We start from the raw sequence: 18,469 nt of genomic DNA, 5'->3' as shown, positions 1-18,469 counted from the left end.
TTATCGTGAGTGATTAATAAAGTAGAGAGAATGGCTGTGCCACAGGAGCCACTCCTGCGGGGACGCTTGCAGGGTAGATTCAATGATGTCGGGCAGCGCGCTGGCGACATGCTGGCTGCTCACCGGCGGATGAATGTGAATGTGCAGGCGGTTGTCATAGCTCAGGTGATAAAAAACGACCTGCGCAGCTATCGCCCCGGAAAGACGCACCAGACCACCGTGCAACCTGGCGCTGCGACCAAATAAACGACACGGCTGTTTCGCCACCAGCATCCCTTCAGCCTGCGAGGTATAGTCGGGCGTGATATCGGGAAAAATAATCATGTTCCGCTGCCCGGCGGCGACATCGGTGATGAGATCCATCAGGTTGCTGGCAAGCGTTTTGTTTTCCTGGTGGATTGAACAGTAGTCAAGTGCTACGCCGCCGAATGCACGGGCGGGAGCGCTGTAAAGCTCCGCGCTGGACGAGACCACCACGCTTGCTTTCCCCGGCGTGACGCTGGCACCAATGATGGCAGCGAGCACGTCAGACACCGTATGGAGCGGCGCCAGTATGTAGGGTGCGTTTTGTTCGTACAACGGTGTAACCACCGCATTGAGTTCCGCTGCGCAAGTACGCATTTGCTGAAGCAGCGCCGGTTTTTGCGCCCAGGTGGCGGCCTCTTCCAGCAGGCGTCGCCGTACTGTCAGCCAGGCCACGTTCAGCCGGACCTTTTGCCCGGTCAGGCAACGAACGTTTTCATTCGCCACCGCGTTACGCAAGCGAAACGCACGCCCGAACAGTCGCGTTGCGCACAGTCCCTTCGCCACGGTCAGCGTCACAGGGAGAGGCACGACGCGCACAATTTTCCTCAGAAAAAAAACACCGCACTGAGTAAGCCTTTGCTGAATGTCTTCAATCTTTCCCGTGCTGTTTTTAAAACTCAACACGCTCCAGATTATGAATAATCTGACCACGGGATTATTTATCCTCTTCGAGCAATTCCCGAATGCGCTGCGCAAACGCCGGGAACTCGCGATCCTGAGCAACAACATAGCGTTTATTAATAATAAACATCGGGGTGGCGTTGATATCATAGTAAGCAGTAATGGCCGCCATTTCGCTGAGACGTTCTTTTACCGCCTTGCTTAGCCTGAACGTATTAAACTTGACGACATCAATATTATTTTTGACTAACCAACCATTCAGCTTTTTTTCATCCGTCAAATCGACGTTGCGCGTGATAATGGCGTTATACGCACTGTCGCGAATCTGCTTTTCTATCCCCATCGCTTCCAGCGTCGCAAAAAGCGGTGCATAGGCTGCAAGACCATTATCCTCGTCAGCAATATGAATAGAGGTAAATGTGCTGTCTGGCGGCAGAGTACGGCTAAATTCCGCGAGGTTCTCTTCGTTTGCCGCACAATAATGACAACCATAAGACATGACTTCGATAATACTGCGGTCATTTTTAATCGGACTGTTCGCCTGCATGTCGGGGCTGACCTCGCGAAATGCCTGCGTCTGCGAATCATCTCTCGTAAAAGTTTTAAAAACAAAAATATGGTAACAAAGTACCGTAATCAAAACGGAAACCATAATCAGAAAGATCGAATAACCGATCGCGGTTTTGCGCGTACAGGTAGTCACTATCGTATTCTCTCAGTGGAAAATAAGAGCCTGAGGGTGTTCAGCCCCCAGGCAGTGTCGGTGTTAATAGCGGTTAGGGATCCCACCGCATTTGCTGGAATCAGCATCTCTCATTGTGGTCGTACAACCATGCTTATCTGTACAGGTTGTGATCTGCTTACAGGAGGTGACGCCACCAACGGTGACGTTTTGATACGTGATTTCACACGTCTTGCAGGTTCCCCCCACAATCCTCGCGGCTTCAAATGCGGTCAGTTTTTTCATTTCCGTTCTCCTTACTTCGGGTTAATGGCGTGCAATATGTTGCACTGTTAAATCGGTAATGTGTTCTACCGAAAATGTGGCTCACGGATTCAGGGCATAATGCCGCGAAACGCGGAGAATAAAGCGATATTGCTTCTGATATTCAACCTCTTCATTAAATGGCGTTTGATATAGCTCAAGCGACGAATGTCGACGTTTACTTCGTCTGATATTTGCGACAGGGATTTCCCCTTAAATAGCTCTTCCATCAACCACCACTCACTTCCAGAAATCGTGGGTTCCACGCTCCGGTCATAAAGTTTTTTTTTCGTATAGTTGACCAGCGATGCACTAAAGCAACATCCCTGACGTGTTTTATCCAACAGCCGCTGAAAAAAAGGCGTGATGCTCTCCATATTTTCAGTTTTGAGCAACCAGTGCGCGGTGGGCAAAAGCGAATACAGCGCAAAAAAAAGAGGCATATTATGTTTGCTTAAGAGAATAATCAGGTTTTTATTTTCCTGCTGATAGAACTCTTTCATTAATTGCAGCGTGTGAAGCCGCTCTCGCGGCAGGCTGTCTAAATCACAGAGGATCCACATGCAACCCTCGTCATTAACCTGACGCTGTAATTGAACAAGGAGCTGATCGTAATCATCCGTTAAGGAATATAAAACGTCCGCTTGTTCTGCGAGTAAACTGGTAATAACCATTTTAATTCCTTGCGAATAAAAAATATTTTTATCGTAAAGAAAGAACTGATATCTCATGTCGCAGCTCCCGGTTAACGCCGCTACTGATAATCCAACGTATAATGTGCAGTGGCGGTAAATGGCCCGGTAGTTAACGTTCCGCTTGCCACGGCATCGGGTTCCGCTTCAACAAAAGCCTGGAAGCTTAGCCGTAACAGGGTGTCGTTGATGAGAGTGGGACGGGTGGCGACATTCAGGCGCACGGGAGTATCATCCTCCTCCAGCAATCCAATCCCTACCCCGCCCGCATTACCCGGCGCTGTTGCGTTGATGGCCAGCCGGTCCGCCATATTGGCGTTGGCGATGCCGCTGAACGTTACCGTCACCGCGTTAAAGACGTTCGGATTACAGTCCTGCAATTTAATCGCGAACGGAACCGGTGTCGTTTTTCCTTTTATATACAATGACTTTGTTGATATCTCACCAAAATCCACCAGGATCCGACCCGACTCTGGCGCAATACTGCACGGGTAAGCCATAACGACGCCTTTAAAGCTAAGATCGCCACCGATCAACTCTCCCCGCGCCCAGGCGGGTGCCGCAGCGAAGACCGTGAGATAACAGGTGAGGATGATTATCATGCGATGCATATTCCCTCCTTACTGGAATTCAGCCACAACCGTCGCCGACGCATGGAACTCGCCTTCGGGAATAACCGAGGTAGTGTTTTTGGCCACCGGCGCGGCGATCAGGTTCCAGTCACCTTCGTTGTGGGAAAATCCCGGCACGTTATAGAACGTGTTTGGCACCACAGGATTACCCTTGCTATCACGCAGCGCGATCCCCAGTTCAGACCGGTCGACGGCTCCCTGCGTACTCAGGTATTTGCCGTCACTGAATGCTGGATTAGCTTGCTGGATCCCCAGCTTGATATTCAGCTCTCCCTGGGAAAAACTGCCGCCCTGGCACTTGACGTGAATTGGTACGTTTTGACTGTAATTGATGCCATCCAGCCGACTGCCCGTCCCCGGAATGTTGCCGAAGTCAACGACGATGGGCGTCCCCTGATTCACGATGCATTTATCCGGTACGGTGATGACGCCTGAAGCGATGGTGACGCGCGACAGTGGCGTTTGGCCCATTGCCCCCGGCCCCAGTCGTCCATAAAGTGTTGCGATTTCTGACCCCTGCAAGTTGACCCCATTGATAATGGGATTGGTGATCATAAAGGTCACTTTCCCCTTCGCACCGGAAGCAAACTGGTTGTCCAGTATGGTGCTGGGGGGGTTGCAGTAGTTCTGATTGACGTTATTGGAGACGTTATCGAAGGGTACGGTTTTGTACTGCTGTAGATTACCGCCGATGTAGATCTCGATTTTGACGTCCATGTAGTCATTCAGCTTGAGGTAACCCGCCGTCATTCCTGATTGGGTTAACGTTGCCTGCGACGTGTAATAGACCGGCTGGCTTATCATCGGCTGCGCGCAGTACGCGCGGCCCTGAAACATCCCTGCCAGATCAAATTCGTCGATAACGACAGCACCGACCTGATTGCTGGTAATATCATGATTGTTAATGTTGATCAGGTATTCATAGGTGCCATTTACCGCCTTAATTTCACCGTCCACCACGGATCGTGCCGCCCCGGAAAATCCGAGCGCGCACATCGCCAGAAGAGCGGCATAAGGATAAGGATGTTGCATTGTCAGGCTCCTTCCTTGTTAACCCTGCTGGGCAGGGGGTAACGCCTTACAGGTATTGCCATCACAACGGAATTTCAGCTCCGGATGCCCGCCATAGTCATTCACAAACTTCATAGAAAACTGACTGACACCGGCGTCCGTTACCGCAAACGTCTGGCTCGATTTAGGCGCAACCATGATCCCCGGGAAACGGGTGATCTTCACCCCGTCTCCTTTGGTCAGGCTGAGGATCGTCACGTAGTAAGGCGTAGGATTCTGCACGGTCATTTCGCTGCCGCTTTTCTGGAACACCACCCGATCCTGCCAAACTTCCCCCTTTGTCTTCGGGATCACCGCTTCAGGGCGATAAAACAACTTGATGCGTGATTGCATTGCCAGCTGAAGCGTGTTGGGTTTTTCCGGTTTTGGCGGAATTTCCCTGACGTTGAGGTAGAACAGACTCTCTCTGTCCTTCGGCAGTTTTTCGATGCCAGCCGTTTTAGTGACCCGCGCGATCCCTTTCTGCCCCCCATTAATTCGCTGTAACGGCGGGAGTACAATCAGCGGAGAGGCGATCTTATTGCCCTTTTCATCCTCCACCCACGACTGGGCCAGGAAGGGGATATCCGGGCTGGTATTGGACAAATTGGCGCTGGACGAAGACTCTTTCTCCGTAATGATGATGCGCGTCCGATCCAGGGAGACGCCTGCCTGCGCGTAGCCCGCCACCAGGCTCAGCGCACACGCCGCCATAAGATATCTGCTATGTCTGTTCTTGCTCATTTTTAGCCTTTCATTACAGTGAGATAATGCTTACTAAAGGATTAACGGCACGGCAGAAGCATGTCCGAACGTCCGTTGTTCTCTCCAGGCGGGACGGTTACTTTGCACTGCTGTTTACCCCCCACATAACATTCAGGGTTTCATTGGCGTTTATGCCCGCAAGCCATGCCTTTCCGTCCTCCAGCACCATGGCGACGCTTACGCCATCGGCGTTGTAAATTTCTGCCCCAAAAGGAGGGACGCTGTTATCAACGAGGCGCAACGTGCCCATCATTTTCATCCCTTTCGCCATCCCAAAAGCCTGATAGCCGATGGCCCCTTCAGTGAGGGTGCTGGTACTGATGGCTCTGGCCGGTTCGATATCGCCATCCATGGCGTCGACGTCTACGCGGGTATCAAAGCTGTTGTAACTCACTACATCCGGTACAACGGCAATACCGAAGCGGTTAGTCCGGGACTTTTCACCATTGAGTGGGACGCCGCCAATGCCGTTGGTATCGACCATGACCCGCGCCGTGTTCATTGTTGCGCCACTGTTATGCATCGCCGCACCGTGCCGGGTCGCCGTAAAGCCGCCGCGCAGAGTGGTGCTTAACGCCATAAACTCATTTTGCTGGTAGCTTGCGTTGGTATTAATTTCCGCCCACTGCGAACGGTGCAGGTAATAGCCGTCAACGCTGGCGTTACTGTTCTGACTGGCACCCGCGCGAACGCGCCACAGATTGTTGAAGTCGCTGTTGTCGGTGTATGACGCCATTGGACTGGTTTTACCGTTGTTGGTCTGGACGTCCAGACCCGCCCATTTGTTATCCCCAATCGGCACAGACAGCGAGAAGGAAATTGAGTCGTCCTTACGCCCTTTATAATCGGTACGGTAAGCAGAAAGATTGGCGGTGATGCCGTTGATATCGCCAACGCGGAAGGCTCGCCCCACGGACATGCCGTATCGATCCTGGCTGCGCTGATTCCAGTAGTTTTGGTGGGTCCAGGTAAGAAAGACGGTCGTCGCTTTACCCGCCTCACCGGCCCAGAAGGTTTTACTCCCGGTAATGGTGTAGAGCTGTTTCTCGCGTCCGACATGGTCATAACCCTGATAACGCTCATCAAGGTATTGCGCCATCGTGCGGAAGTCTTCCTGTGAGAAGCGGTACCCCGCGAACGTGATTGAGCTGTTGTATTCGTCGAAGGTTTTTGCGTAGCTCAACTTATATGAGGTACCTTTCAGGCGTTTGCCGTCAGGCTCACGGCTCCACGACTCTGTGGCATCCAGAGAGATCGCCCCTAACGCGTTCAGATCGCGACCTATACCCAGAGAGGCTGCAGTGTAGGCTTCACCCGATGACTGAAGGCCACCGTACAGCGACCACGCATTGCTGATCCCCCAGGAGAAATCGCCAGACAGGAACGTCGGTCCCTTTAGCGAGTGGTTATAGCGGGACGGCGTGCCACCAGAGAGGTTGTAACGCACATAGCCCGGACGCGTGAGATACGGAATGCTGGCGGTGTTCACCTGGAACAGCGATACCGAGCCATCCTGCTCCTCAACGCGTACATCGAGCGTACCGCGCACTGAACTGCGCAAATCCTGAATATTGAACGGTCCGGCGGGGACGGTAGTTTCATAGATGACGCGCCCGCTCTGACTGACGGTCACTTTGGCATTCGAGCGAGCAATACCGTGGATTTCAGGCGCATAGCCCTGCAGCGCAGGCGGCAGCATCCGCTCATCGCTGGCGAGGTTAATCCCGGTAAATCGCAGCGTATCGAAAACCTGCGAATTCAGGTAAATCTCCCCCAGCGTCAGTTTTGCCGCCATCATCGGCAAAGGCCGGTAGGCGTAGATCTGGTTCCAGTCAAAACTGGATTGATGGTGCTGGCTGTAGTAGCTGGTCTGATATTCACCGCGTATGCGCCAGCCGCCGATGTTAGCTCCCGCCTGACCGTAACCTGATATCGCGCTGTAGTTTTTATTGTCGCTGAACTGACGAGTCAGCTGCCCGTTAATGCTGTAGTCAAAAATCAGGCCAGCAATACCTTCATCCCAACGTTCAGGCGGCGTCCAGTCAGGATCGTTGTACTTCATCCATGCCTGCGGCACGGTGATATCAAGCACGCCGGCATAGTTGCTTAATTTCGCGCCCGACAAACGCTGCAGGGAATAGCAGTTTTCATAGATTTGAGCGATCTGTGAACGTGCGTCTTCTTTCAGCGCCAGTTTGTTCAGCAGGTCGCCGCTGATACACGGCAGCGTACGATTGCCTTCAGGCGATTCCACATAACGGATTTTCTCCTGGCCTACCGACTGGCCGTTAATACGGATATCCAGCAGATAATCACCAGGTGTGACATAGTTATCTGTCGCAAAACGTGACAGATCAATACGGGTACGATCTGAAGCATCCAGAACATCAGTATTAAACTCAACGCGCTCTTCTCCGCGCGCCGTTGCTGCATAGCAGCAATTCATCACCAGGAGAGCAATAATTGTAAGATTCGTTTTTAATTTTACTGACATGATCCCCGTCCTGAACAAATCCATTAAAAGCGTCCAGCGTTCCACCGCGTTATAATTATTTTGTTAATGCCTACAATTAAAATATGGAGAAATGCCGTCATGACTTTCGCGTAAATCGTTCCATCGCGATGACAGTGAAATAAAGCAGCATTAAAAATCCATTTTATTTTCGTTCTTTAACAGTGCGGGATAATTCCCGCACTGACGATGCTCTGCGGATTACTGATAAGCAATCTCGAAGTTAACCGTTGACTGGAAGGAACCCGCCGTTACGGTCGCACTTGCGCTTTCTGCTTTCACATATGCCACGAACGGAATGGTGTTGGTGCCATCAACCAACTGAACAGGCGTGGTTGCGTTACCCCAGACGACGTCCTGGCTGGCGCTGTCACGCAGGCCAATACCGGCACCCGACGCAGTACCAGAAGTGAAGGCAGCCAGAGACGCATCCGTTGGGTTTACGCTGGTTGGGGAGTACGTTACCTCAGCTGTTTGTGCAACGGTGGTGTCACAGTGCTGCAGTTCAATGTTCTGATGTACGTTTCCGGCGCGCGCACCATTAGCCAGTGCAGAAACTGGAATTTGGCCGAAATCAACGCTTACCGGGCTTGAGCCTGGCGCCAGACCACATGCGGTATTCACCAGTTCGCCCTGGAATTCAATCTGGCCATTCGTCGTATCAGCGAATGCAGACATTGAACTCAGAGCTGCGGTCAAAGCAACAGCCATAGCAACTTTATTCAGTTTCATAAAATATCCTGTTTTTACCAATATCCTGAGAAATAAAGAGTCGTCACGCTACACAAATGATATACGCGAGTGAAATTAACTCTTGGTTTAGTTCTTTAAACGATATGCGAATAATGAAACTCGCCTAATATTAATTCCCATCGTTTCTTCGAACTAATTCAAATGCTACCAAATCACAATTTCATCACAAAGCAATACATTTAATGTGGGATAGATACGCATTATTAACTCGTAAGGCTCAAAAAACAGGGTTTTATATCTCGCAGAGTGGCATGAATAATCTGAAATTTATGATGCTTTTGCCACATATATAAATATATAAAAAATGGGAAATTGAGAAATTTCGTAGAAGGAAATGTGAATTTGTTTAATCATGGGGAGAAACTGTGCTGTCGGATGCAGTCACCCGCAGGGAGAGGGAGAAAACAAAAGCAAAAAACCCCGCACCTTACGGTACGGGGTTCTTCTTATTTGATGCCTGGCAGTTCCCTACTCTCACATGGGGAGACCCCACACTACCATCGGCGCTACGGCGTTTCACTTCTGAGTTCGGCATGGGGTCAGGTGGGACCACCGCGCTAAAGCCGCCAGGCAAATTCTGTTAATCTGTATCAGGCTGAAAATCGTCTCTTCGCCAAAACATCTTCGGCGTTGTAAGGTTAAGCCTCACGGTTCATTAGTATCGGTTAGCTCAACGCATCGCTGCGCTTACACACCCGACCTATCAACGTCGTCGTCTTCAACGTTCCTTCAGGAGACTTTAAGTCTCAGGGAGAACTCATCTCGGGGCAAGTTTCGTGCTTAGATGCTTTCAGCACTTATCTCTTCCGCATTTAGCTACCGGGCAGTGCCATTGGCATGACAACCCGAACACCAGTGATGCGTCCACTCCGGTCCTCTCGTACTAGGAGCAGCCCCCCTCAATTCTCCAGCGCCCACGGCAGATAGGGACCGAACTGTCTCACGACGTTCTAAACCCAGCTCGCGTACCACTTTAAATGGCGAACAGCCATACCCTTGGGACCTACTTCAGCCCCAGGATGTGATGAGCCGACATCGAGGTGCCAAACACCGCCGTCGATATGAACTCTTGGGCGGTATCAGCCTGTTATCCCCCGGAGTACCTTTTATCCGTTGAGCGATGGCCCTTCCATTCAGAACCACCGGATCACTATGACCTGCTTTCGCACCCTGCTCGAGCCGTCACTCTCGCAGTCAAGCTAGCTTATGCCATTGCACTAACCCTCCTGATGTCCGACCAGGATTAGCTAACCTTCGTGCTCCTCCGTTACTCTTTGGGAGGAGACCGCCCCAGTCAAACTACCCACCAGACACTGTCCGCAACCCGGATTACGGGTCTACGTTAGAACACCAGCCATTAAAGGGTGGTATTTCAAGGATGGCTCCACGCAGACTGGCGTCCACGCTTCAAAGCCTCCCACCTATCCTACACATCAAGGACCAGTGTTCAGTGTCAAGCTATAGTAAAGGTTCACGGGGTCTTTCCGTCTTGCCGCGGGTACACTGCATCTTCACAGCGAGTTCAATTTCACTGAGTCTCGGGTGGAGACAGCCTGGCCATCATTACGCCATTCGTGCAGGTCGGAACTTACCCGACAAGGAATTTCGCTACCTTAGGACCGTTATAGTTACGGCCGCCGTTTACCGGGGCTTCGATCAAGAGCTTCGCGTTACCGCTAACCCCATCAATTAACCTTCCGGCACCGGGCAGGCGTCACACCGTATACGTCCACTTTCGTGTTTGCACAGTGCTGTGTTTTTAATAAACAGTTGCAGCCAGCTGGTATCTTCGACTGATTTCAGCTCCACCCGCAGGGGCTTCACCTACATATCAGCGTGCCTTCTCCCGAAGTTACGGCACCATTTTGCCTAGTTCCTTCACCCGAGTTCTCTCAAGCGCCTTGGTATTCTCTACCTGACCACCTGTGTCGGTTTGGGGTACGATTTCGTGTTACCTGATGCTTAGAGGCTTTTCCTGGAAGCAGGGCATTTGTTACTTCAGCACCGTAGTGCCTCGTCATCACACCTCAGCGTTAAAAGGTACCGGATTTACCTGGAACCTCCGCCTACATGCTTAAACCGGGACAACCGTCGCCCGGCTAACATAGCCTTCTCCGTCCCCCCTTCGCAGTAACACCAAGTACAGGAATATTAACCTGTTTCCCATCGACTACGCCTTTCGGCCTCGCCTTAGGGGTCGACTCACCCTGCCCCGATTAACGTTGGACAGGAACCCTTGGTCTTCCGGCGAGCGGGCTTTTCACCCGCTTTATCGTTACTTATGTCAGCATTCGCACTTCTGATACCTCCAGCAACCCTCACAGGCCACCTTCAACGGCTTACAGAACGCTCCCCTACCCAACAACGCATAAGCGTCGCTGCCGCAGCTTCGGTGCATGGTTTAGCCCCGTTACATCTTCCGCGCAGGCCGACTCGACCAGTGAGCTATTACGCTTTCTTTAAATGATGGCTGCTTCTAAGCCAACATCCTGGCTGTCTGGGCCTTCCCACATCGTTTCCCACTTAACCATGACTTTGGGACCTTAGCTGGCGGTCTGGGTTGTTTCCCTCTTCACGACGGACGTTAGCACCCGCCGTGTGTCTCCCGTGATAACATTCTTCGGTATTCGTAGTTTGCATCGGGTTGGTAAGCCGGGATGGCCCCCTAGCCGAAACAGTGCTCTACCCCCGAAGATGAGTTCACGAGGCGCTACCTAAATAGCTTTCGGGGAGAACCAGCTATCTCCCGGTTTGATTGGCCTTTCACCCCCAGCCACAGGTCATCCGCTAATTTTTCAACATTAGTCGGTTCGGTCCTCCAGTTAGTGTTACCCAACCTTCAACCTGCCCATGGCTAGATCACCGGGTTTCGGGTCTATACCCTGCAACTTAACGCCCAGTTAAGACTCGGTTTTCCTTCGGCTCCCCTATACGGTTAACCTTGCTACAGAATATAAGTCGCTGACCCATTATACAAAAGGTACGCAGTCACACCACGAAGGTGCTCCCACTGCTTGTACGTACACGGTTTCAGGTTCTTTTTCACTCCCCTCGCCGGGGTTCTTTTCGCCTTTCCCTCACGGTACTGGTTCACTATCGGTCAGTCAGGAGTATTTAGCCTTGGAGGATGGTCCCCCCATATTCAGACAGGATACCACGTGTCCCGCCCTACTCTTCGAGTTCACAGCCTGTGTGTTTTCGTGTACGGGACTTTCACCCTGTACCGTGCGACTTTCCAGACGCTTCCACTAACACACAAGCTGATTCAGACTCTGGGCTGCTCCCCGTTCGCTCGCCGCTACTGGGGGAATCTCGGTTGATTTCTTTTCCTCGGGGTACTTAGATGTTTCAGTTCCCCCGGTTCGCCTCGTTAACCTATGTATTCAGTTAACGATAGTGTGACGAATCACACTGGGTTTCCCCATTCGGACATCGCCGGGTCAAGGGTTCATATCACCTCGCCGGCGCTTTTCGCAGATTAGCACGTCCTTCATCGCCTCTGACTGCCAGGGCATCCACCGTGTACGCTTAGTCGCTTAACCTCACAACCCGAAGATGTTTCACTTCTGATTGCGAAAATTTGAGAGACTCGAACACACCATTAAAGATGTGTCGTTTCAATTTTCAGCTTGATCCAGATTTTAAAGAGCAAAACTTCGCAGTGCACCTTTTCAGGTTCACTCTGAAGTTTTCTTGTGTTCGCAATAAAAGATGGTGGAGCTATGCGGGATCGAACCGCAGACCTCCTGCGTGCAAAGCAGGCGCTCTCCCAGCTGAGCTATAGCCCCATCGTTTGCAACCTCTTCAAATTTGCTGTGCAAATTTGGTAGGCCTGAGTGGACTTGAACCACCGACCTCACCCTTATCAGGGGTGCGCTCTAACCACCTGAGCTACAAGCCTGTAGAGGTTTTTACTGCTGTTTTTCATCAGACAATCTGTGTGAGCACTACAAAGGCAGGTTCTTTAAGGTAAGGAGGTGATCCAACCGCAGGTTCCCCTACGGTTACCTTGTTACGACTTCACCCCAGTCATGAATCACAAAGTGGTAAGCGCCCTCCCGAAGGTTAAGCTACCTACTTCTTTTGCAACCCACTCCCATGGTGTGACGGGCGGTGTGTACAAGGCCCGGGAACGTATTCACCGTAGCATTCTGATCTACGATTACTAGCGATTCCGACTTCATGGAGTCGAGTTGCAGACTCCAATCCGGACTACGACGCACTTTATGAGTCCGCTTGCTCTCGCGAGGTCGCTTCTCTTTGTATTGCGCCATTGTAGCACGTGTGTAGCCCTGGTCGTAAGGGCCATGATGACTTGACGTCATCCCCACCTTCCTCCAGTTTATCACTGGCAGTCTCCTTTGAGTTCCCGGCCGGACCGCTGGCAACAAAGGATAAGGGTTGCGCTCGTTGCGGGACTTAACCCAACATTTCACAACACGAGCTGACGACAGCCATGCAGCACCTGTCTCACAGTTCCCGAAGGCACCAATCCATCTCTGGAAAGTTCTGTGGATGTCAAGACCAGGTAAGGTTCTTCGCGTTGCATCGAATTAAACCACATGCTCCACCGCTTGTGCGGGCCCCCGTCAATTCATTTGAGTTTTAACCTTGCGGCCGTACTCCCCAGGCGGTCGATTTAACGCGTTAGCTCCGGAAGCCACGCCTCAAGGGCACAACCTCCAAATCGACATCGTTTACGGCGTGGACTACCAGGGTATCTAATCCTGTTTGCTCCCCACGCTTTCGCACCTGAGCGTCAGTCTTTGTCCAGGGGGCCGCCTTCGCCACCGGTATTCCTCCAGATCTCTACGCATTTCACCGCTACACCTGGAATTCTACCCCCCTCTACAAGACTCCAGCCTGCCAGTTTCGAATGCAGTTCCCAGGTTGAGCCCGGGGATTTCACATCCGACTTGACAGACCGCCTGCGTGCGCTTTACGCCCAGTAATTCCGATTAACGCTTGCACCCTCCGTATTACCGCGGCTGCTGGCACGGAGTTAGCCGGTGCTTCTTCTGCGGGTAACGTCAATTGCTGCGGTTATTAACCACAACACCTTCCTCCCCGCTGAAAGTACTTTTACAACCCGAAGGCCTTCTTCATACACGCGGCATGGCTGCATCAGGCTTGCGCCCATTGTGCAATATTCCCCACTGCTGCCTCCCGTAGGAGTCTGGACCGTGTCTCAGTTCCAGTGTGGCTGGTCATCCTCTCAGACCAGCTAGGGATCGTCGCCTAGGTGAGCCATTTACCCCACCTACTAGCTAATCCCATCTGGGCACATCTGATGGCAAGAGGCCCGAAGGTCCCCCTCTTTGGTCTTGCGACGTTATGCGGTATTAGCTACCGTTTCCAGTAGTTATCCCCCTCCATCAGGCAGTTTCCCAGACATTACTCACCCGTCCGCCACTCGTCACCCGAGAGCAAGCTCTCTGTGCTACCGTTCGACTTGCATGTGTTAGGCCTGCCGCCAGCGTTCAATCTGAGCCATGATCAAACTCTTCAATTTAAAAGTTTGATGCTCAATGAATTAAACTTCGTAATGAATTACGTGTTCACTCGTTGAGACTTGGTATTCATTTTTCGTCTTGCGACGTTAAGAATCCATGTCACTTTGAGTGCCCACACAGATTGTCTGATAAATTGTTAAAGAGCAGTTGCGACGCGCTTCAGCGCTCTGTCGCGAGGTGGCGTATATTACGCTTTCCTCTTTCAGAGTCAACCCTGATTTTCAGGATTTTTTCTCTTCAACCGACCGGGCTGTTTGTGAAGTGATTCACATCCGCCGTGTCGATGGAGGCGCATTATAGGGAGTTCCCGAGCGACCGCAACCGAAAAGTTGCAAAAAGATGACTGACTGCTGTATTCCCCAGCAAAACCCCGCTTTATACCCTTTTACACACAGACTTATCCACAATACAACGCGTAAGCATAATAAGAACCCACGGATTGAGGGGGATAATCAACTATACTATTGGCAAATATTTTCCCTGACAGACAATATCCATGATCACACAACGCCTCACCCGAGACTGGCGCATTCCTGGCGCTGGCCTCATGACGCTGCTACTCCTTATTGCGGGCTTCACTCTGCACGCACACTGGGGGGCTTTCATCCAGTGGTGTCTTGCTACGCAAATCACCCTGCACCGTTATCTGGTGATGTACCTGTTGCAGCTTAATAACCATCAGTACAGCGGTGGCTTATGGCTATTAACCGGCGCGTTCTTCTATGGCGTACTTCACGCTATCGGGCCGGGGCACGGCAAATTCATTGTCACGACCTATCTCAGTACAAATAAAGAGAGCGAACTGGCTGCCCGGGTCGTTCCTTTTTTTGGCAGTATGCTGCAGGGCGTCAGCGCCATTCTGTTTGTCTTTATTCTGGCGGTGGGGTTTAACCTGGCGTCCGGGGATATCAGTACCAGCCGCTGGTATGTCGAGAAGATAAGCGCGGTCCTCATTGGCGCATTCGGCGCGTTTATCATTTACCAGGCGCTGAAAAGCCTGCGCCCGCGCAGGATGGCAATCTCCGCCATCACGCCCCTTCACCAGCATGATGAACATTGTGGCTGCGGCCATCACGGCGTAGGGGCAGACCTTGCGCAGGGTGACTGGAAAACCCGTCTGGGTGTAATTCTGGCGATCGGCGCGCGTCCGTGCAGTGGGGCCATTATGATCCTGATGTTTTCGAATGCGCTGGGCATCGTCACCTGGGGAATGGCCGCGGTAATGACCATGTCGCTGGGAACCGCGCTGTCGATTATGGGGCTATCGCTGGCCGTGCGTTACGCCCGGGAGCGCACGGTCGCCTGGTTTGGTGGCGACACCTCGCTGAAGTGGCTGGTTCCGGCGGTCAAGATTGCTGGCGGGATTGTTCTGATCCTGTTTGCGACCATCCTGTTCCTGACGGTGATCCCCATCAGCGCCAATGGCGATTACATCGCAGCAGGATGCTAATAAAAGAAAACCCGCCAGCGGCGGGTTTTTTGATTACTCGTTGATGCGTGGATGTTGGTCCACCAGTCGGGAGCGTTTCTTCTGCAGTTCTTCAATCTCTGCGTCAATATCTTCAATCTTCTGCTCGACGTTATCGTAGTGCTCGCGCAGGATCTCTTTCGCTTCCTGAATATCCGATGCCGCAGGCGTCGCCCCTTTCAGAGGACGGTTCGCCGTCTCCTTCATGGTAATACCCGTAATCAAACCAATCACCGCGATAACCATCAGGTAATAAGCGGGCATCATCAGGTTTTGCGTGCTTTCCACCAGAGAGGCGGCAAGCGTCGGCGTCAGACCGGCAATCAGAACCGAGATGTTAAAGGCCGCCGCCAGCGCACTGTAGCGAATATGCGTCGGGAACATGGCCGGTAGTGTAGAGGCCATCACCCCGATGAAGCAGTTGAGGATCACCGCCAGCATCAGCAAGCCGGCAAAAATCAGGCCCAGCACATTGCTGTTAATCAGAATGAATGCCGGAATAGCAAGGGCAAACAGCGCAACGCTACCCAGAATAATGAACGGTCGACGGCCAAAGCGGTCACTCAACAGCCCCATAATCGGTTGCACAAACAGCATACCCACCATGATGGCGATAATGATCAGCACACCGTGGTCTTCCGAGTAGTGCAGGTTATGCGACAGATAGCTCGGCATGTAGGTCAGCAGCATGTAGTAAGTCACGTTCGTGGAGATCACCAGGCCGATACAGACCAGCAGGCTGCGCCAGTGTTTGGTCGCGATCTCTTTAAAGGAGACTTTCGGGCCATCCTGCAGACCTTCGCGGTCACCCTGCTCAAGCTTATCAACGTGCTGCTGGAACGCAGGCGTCTCTTCAAGCGCATGACGCAGGTACAGGCCAATGATCCCCAGCGGCAGCGCGAGGAAGAACGGAATACGCCAGCCCCATTCAAGGAAGTTCGCCTCACCAACCACAGTTGAAATCAGCACCACCACGCCCGCCCCCATGACGAACCCGGCAATGGAACCAAAGTCCAGCCAACTTCCCATAAAGCCACGTTTACGGTCCGGGGAGTACTCTGCAACGAAGATCGAGGCACCGGTATATTCTCCCCCTACGGAGAATCCCTGAGCCATCTTACAGAGCAGCAGCAATATTGGCGCCCAGATGCCAATCGAAGCATAAGACGGGATCAGGCCGATACAGAATGTACTGATCGACATAATGACAATGGTGATGGCCAGGATCTTCTGACGACCATATTTATCACCAAGCATACCGAAGAACAGACCACCCAGCGGGCGAATGAGGAAGGGAACCGAGAACGTACCCAGCGCGGCAATCATCTGCAGGCTGGGGTCGGCGCCGGGGAAGAACACTTTACCTAACGCATAGGCCACGAAGCCGTAGACACCAAAATCGAACCATTCCATCGCATTACCGAGCGAGGCGGCAGTGATCGCTTTACGCAGTTTTGCATCATCGATGATGGTGACGTCGCGAAGCGTGATGGGTTTAATCTTTTTCCTTCTAAGCATAGCTTTCCTCGTAGACTCAGCCCTGTCCATTTCACCGGCCATCTGGTGAACCGTGAAACGGGGATCCGCTCCATGCGAATCGCCTTATTCAAGCGTAGCAGGTTTACTTACATTGACGTTTTACGTCGATACAACCGAACCTGTTGACGCCTGTCTGGGCAGTTAATGACCTTTTTACCCTACCAGCGTTTATATTTGTGATCAACTTCACATATATTTTTCCGTATCGTCAATTGAGTTCAATATTTGTCAATTGCCGCCCATCAGCTCTTTCTTATCCACCAAAAAAGAACATGCTCACGCACGTTATTATCGCCTGCACAACAATTCTCAAAACCATACTGCGTCACATCAGATTTACATAAATTTTAAATATTAAAACGCGGTTCGAATATTTACGCTGAATATGTGATAGAGATAACTAAAACACTGTTTTATTTTCATTGAATCATTATTCCAATGATCGCATGATAAATCCGAACGCAACGTCCAGCGGGCTTTTGAGCGGCATGAATCAAGAGCACGCGATTAATTTCCCTGAAAGGATAACGAAGCGCCAGGCTAAGCATCCTTTCAATTAATTGAATTTGTTGATTTTATTTTCGATAGCATTCCGTCCGCCACGCGGGACACGATGTGAGGGTTGTACATGAAGATTAAAGCCACAATAGAACGCATCCCCGGCGGGATGATGCTGGTTCCTCTGGTGCTTGGCGCCATTCTGAATACCCTGGCACCTGATACCGGTGCTTATTTTGGTGGTTTCACAAAAGGAATGATTACGGGAACCGTGCCCATTCTGGCCGTCTGGTTCTTTTGTATTGGAGCATCTATTAACCTGCGGGCAACGGGCACCGTATTACGTAAATCCGGAACGCTGGTTATAACGAAAATTGCGGTTGCCTGGGTTGTGGCAATGGTCTGTGCACTGTTCATTCCGGAGAATGGCATTCAGACCGGATTCTTCGCCGGATTATCCGTTCTGGCCATTGTCTCCGCGATGGATATGACTAACGGTGGGCTCTATGCCAGCCTGATGAACCAGTACGGCACAAAAGAGGAGTCTGGCGCCTTTGTGCTGATGTCTCTGGAGTCCGGTCCGCTGATGACGATGTTGATTCTGGGCTCGGCGGGGCTGGCCTCGTTTGAACCACACCACTTTGTCGGCGCGATCCTGCCTTTCCTGATCGGTTTTGCGCTGGGGAATCTGGACCACGATCTGCGCGATTTCTTCAGCAAGGCCACGCCGGTGCTGATCCCGTTCTTCGGCTTCGCGCTGGGAAATACCATTAACCTGAAGGTGATCCTCGATACCGGTCTGCTGGGTATTGTCCTTGGCGTGGCTGTTATCATTATCACCGGCATTCCGCTGATCATTGCCGATCGCGTAATTGGCGGAGGAAACGGAACGGCAGGTGTAGCCGCCTCTTCAGCCGCCGGGGCCGCCGTGGCGAATCCGGTGATCATTGCCCAGATTAACCCGGCTTTCGAACCGGTTGCGGCCTCGGCAACGGCGCTGGTTGCCGCCAGCGTGATCGTCACCGCCATTCTGGTGCCCATCATCACGGCCCTGTATGCGAAGCGCTTCGGCAATCTCCCCGAGCCGGATACAGAACCAAAAGCGGTAGAGCTTCATCATTAACGCACCGCATAA

At 51.9% G+C, this 18,469-nt stretch carries 11 protein-coding genes, 2 tRNA genes, 3 rRNA genes and 1 pseudogene; 2 read left to right on the top strand and 15 right to left on the bottom strand.

Going from position 1 to position 18,469, the window contains the following annotated elements:
• From ECL_RS01865 to ECL_RS01800, 14 genes and pseudogenes are all read right to left on the bottom strand, one after another.
• Positions 1–957 (bottom strand): hypothetical protein, encoded by a 957-nt coding sequence (locus ECL_RS01865; protein WP_044158985.1) that lies wholly within the window; start codon positions 955–957, stop codon positions 1–3.
• A gap of 4 nt (positions 958–961) precedes the next feature.
• Complete coding sequence (locus ECL_RS01860) at positions 962–1,579, bottom strand: DsbA family protein (RefSeq protein ID WP_044159563.1); 618 nt, start codon at positions 1,577–1,579, stop codon at positions 962–964.
• A gap of 114 nt (positions 1,580–1,693) precedes the next feature.
• Complete coding sequence (locus ECL_RS01855; RefSeq protein WP_013095127.1) at positions 1,694–1,894, bottom strand: DUF4762 family protein; 201 nt, start codon at positions 1,892–1,894, stop codon at positions 1,694–1,696.
• 89 nt (positions 1,895–1,983) lie between these two features.
• On the bottom strand, positions 1,984–2,643 hold the full coding sequence (locus ECL_RS01850; protein WP_013095126.1) for a transcriptional regulator: 660 nt from the start codon (positions 2,641–2,643) through the stop codon (positions 1,984–1,986).
• A gap of 23 nt (positions 2,644–2,666) precedes the next feature.
• A complete protein-coding gene (locus tag ECL_RS01845) occupies positions 2,667–3,215 on the bottom strand; it encodes a fimbrial protein (protein ID WP_013095125.1) in 549 nt (182 codons plus the stop codon).
• Between the two features lie 9 nt (positions 3,216–3,224).
• Complete coding sequence (locus tag ECL_RS01840; protein WP_013095124.1) at positions 3,225–4,268, bottom strand: fimbrial protein; 1,044 nt, start codon at positions 4,266–4,268, stop codon at positions 3,225–3,227.
• Positions 4,269–4,286: 18 nt separating this feature from the next.
• Positions 4,287–5,030: a fimbrial biogenesis chaperone gene (locus ECL_RS01835; RefSeq protein ID WP_370882414.1), complete on the bottom strand. Its 744-nt coding sequence runs from the start codon at positions 5,028–5,030 to the stop codon at positions 4,287–4,289.
• Positions 5,031–5,071: 41 nt separating this feature from the next.
• Positions 5,072–7,545, bottom strand: a pseudogene (locus tag ECL_RS01830) (fimbria/pilus outer membrane usher protein).
• 219 nt (positions 7,546–7,764) lie between these two features.
• Positions 7,765–8,295: a fimbrial protein gene (locus ECL_RS01825; RefSeq protein ID WP_013095121.1), complete on the bottom strand. Its 531-nt coding sequence runs from the start codon at positions 8,293–8,295 to the stop codon at positions 7,765–7,767.
• Positions 8,296–8,771: 476 nt separating this feature from the next.
• Positions 8,772–8,887: ribosomal RNA gene (rrf, locus tag ECL_RS01820) — 5S ribosomal RNA — on the bottom strand.
• Positions 8,888–8,950: 63 nt separating this feature from the next.
• Positions 8,951–11,858, bottom strand: a 23S ribosomal RNA gene (locus tag ECL_RS01815).
• A gap of 170 nt (positions 11,859–12,028) precedes the next feature.
• Positions 12,029–12,104, bottom strand: a tRNA-Ala gene (locus tag ECL_RS01810).
• Positions 12,105–12,140: 36 nt separating this feature from the next.
• A tRNA-Ile gene (locus tag ECL_RS01805) sits at positions 12,141–12,217 on the bottom strand.
• Between the two features lie 69 nt (positions 12,218–12,286).
• Positions 12,287–13,828: ribosomal RNA gene (locus tag ECL_RS01800) — 16S ribosomal RNA — on the bottom strand.
• The 16S, 23S and 5S rRNA genes sit together here with 2 tRNA genes alongside, the layout of an rRNA operon.
• 497 nt (positions 13,829–14,325) lie before the next feature.
• On the opposite strand from ECL_RS01800, the gene ECL_RS01795 reads away from it, so the two are divergent.
• Positions 14,326–15,279: a nickel/cobalt transporter gene (locus ECL_RS01795; RefSeq protein WP_044159025.1), complete on the top strand. Its 954-nt coding sequence runs from the start codon at positions 14,326–14,328 to the stop codon at positions 15,277–15,279.
• Between the two features lie 33 nt (positions 15,280–15,312).
• On the opposite strand, the gene proP is transcribed toward ECL_RS01795, so the two are convergent.
• Positions 15,313–16,815, bottom strand: coding sequence for a glycine betaine/L-proline transporter ProP (proP, locus tag ECL_RS01790; protein WP_013095119.1), 1,503 nt, complete (start codon positions 16,813–16,815; stop codon positions 15,313–15,315).
• A gap of 649 nt (positions 16,816–17,464) precedes the next feature.
• Between proP and kdgT the strand changes: the two genes are divergently transcribed.
• The gene (gene kdgT / locus ECL_RS01785) at positions 17,465–18,457 is read left to right on the top strand and encodes a 2-keto-3-deoxygluconate transporter (RefSeq protein WP_013095118.1); all 993 of its coding nucleotides are present in this window, start codon (positions 17,465–17,467) and stop codon (positions 18,455–18,457) included.
• Positions 18,458–18,469 lie beyond the last annotated feature (12 nt).

Origin of the sequence: Enterobacter cloacae subsp. cloacae ATCC 13047 (assembly GCF_000025565.1) — a bacterium.
In the GTDB taxonomy this organism is placed as follows: Bacteria; Pseudomonadota; Gammaproteobacteria; order Enterobacterales; family Enterobacteriaceae; genus Enterobacter; species Enterobacter cloacae.
The sequence above is the reverse complement of the archived record's forward strand: the minus strand, read 5'-3'. Positions and strand labels throughout refer to the sequence as shown.

What these genes read in the sequence shown, in the direction of transcription:
- ECL_RS01845 (WP_013095125.1), bottom strand. Translation starts at nt 3,215, where the DNA reads ATGCATCGCATGATAATCATCCTCACCTGTTATCTCACGGTCTTCGCT.
- ECL_RS01835 (WP_370882414.1), bottom strand. Translation starts at nt 5,030, where the DNA reads ATGAGCAAGAACAGACATAGCAGATATCTTATGGCGGCGTGTGCGCTG.
- ECL_RS01825 (WP_013095121.1), bottom strand. Translation starts at nt 8,295, where the DNA reads ATGAAACTGAATAAAGTTGCTATGGCTGTTGCTTTGACCGCAGCTCTG.
- ECL_RS01795 (WP_044159025.1), top strand. Translation starts at nt 14,326, where the DNA reads ATGATCACACAACGCCTCACCCGAGACTGGCGCATTCCTGGCGCTGGC.
- ECL_RS01840 (WP_013095124.1), bottom strand. Translation starts at nt 4,268, where the DNA reads ATGCAACATCCTTATCCTTATGCCGCTCTTCTGGCGATGTGCGCGCTC.
- ECL_RS01850 (WP_013095126.1), bottom strand. Translation starts at nt 2,643, where the DNA reads ATGAGATATCAGTTCTTTCTTTACGATAAAAATATTTTTTATTCGCAA.
- kdgT (WP_013095118.1), top strand. Translation starts at nt 17,465, where the DNA reads ATGAAGATTAAAGCCACAATAGAACGCATCCCCGGCGGGATGATGCTG.
- ECL_RS01855 (WP_013095127.1), bottom strand. Translation starts at nt 1,894, where the DNA reads ATGAAAAAACTGACCGCATTTGAAGCCGCGAGGATTGTGGGGGGAACC.
- proP (WP_013095119.1), bottom strand. Translation starts at nt 16,815, where the DNA reads ATGCTTAGAAGGAAAAAGATTAAACCCATCACGCTTCGCGACGTCACC.
- ECL_RS01860 (WP_044159563.1), bottom strand. Translation starts at nt 1,579, where the DNA reads ATGGTTTCCGTTTTGATTACGGTACTTTGTTACCATATTTTTGTTTTT.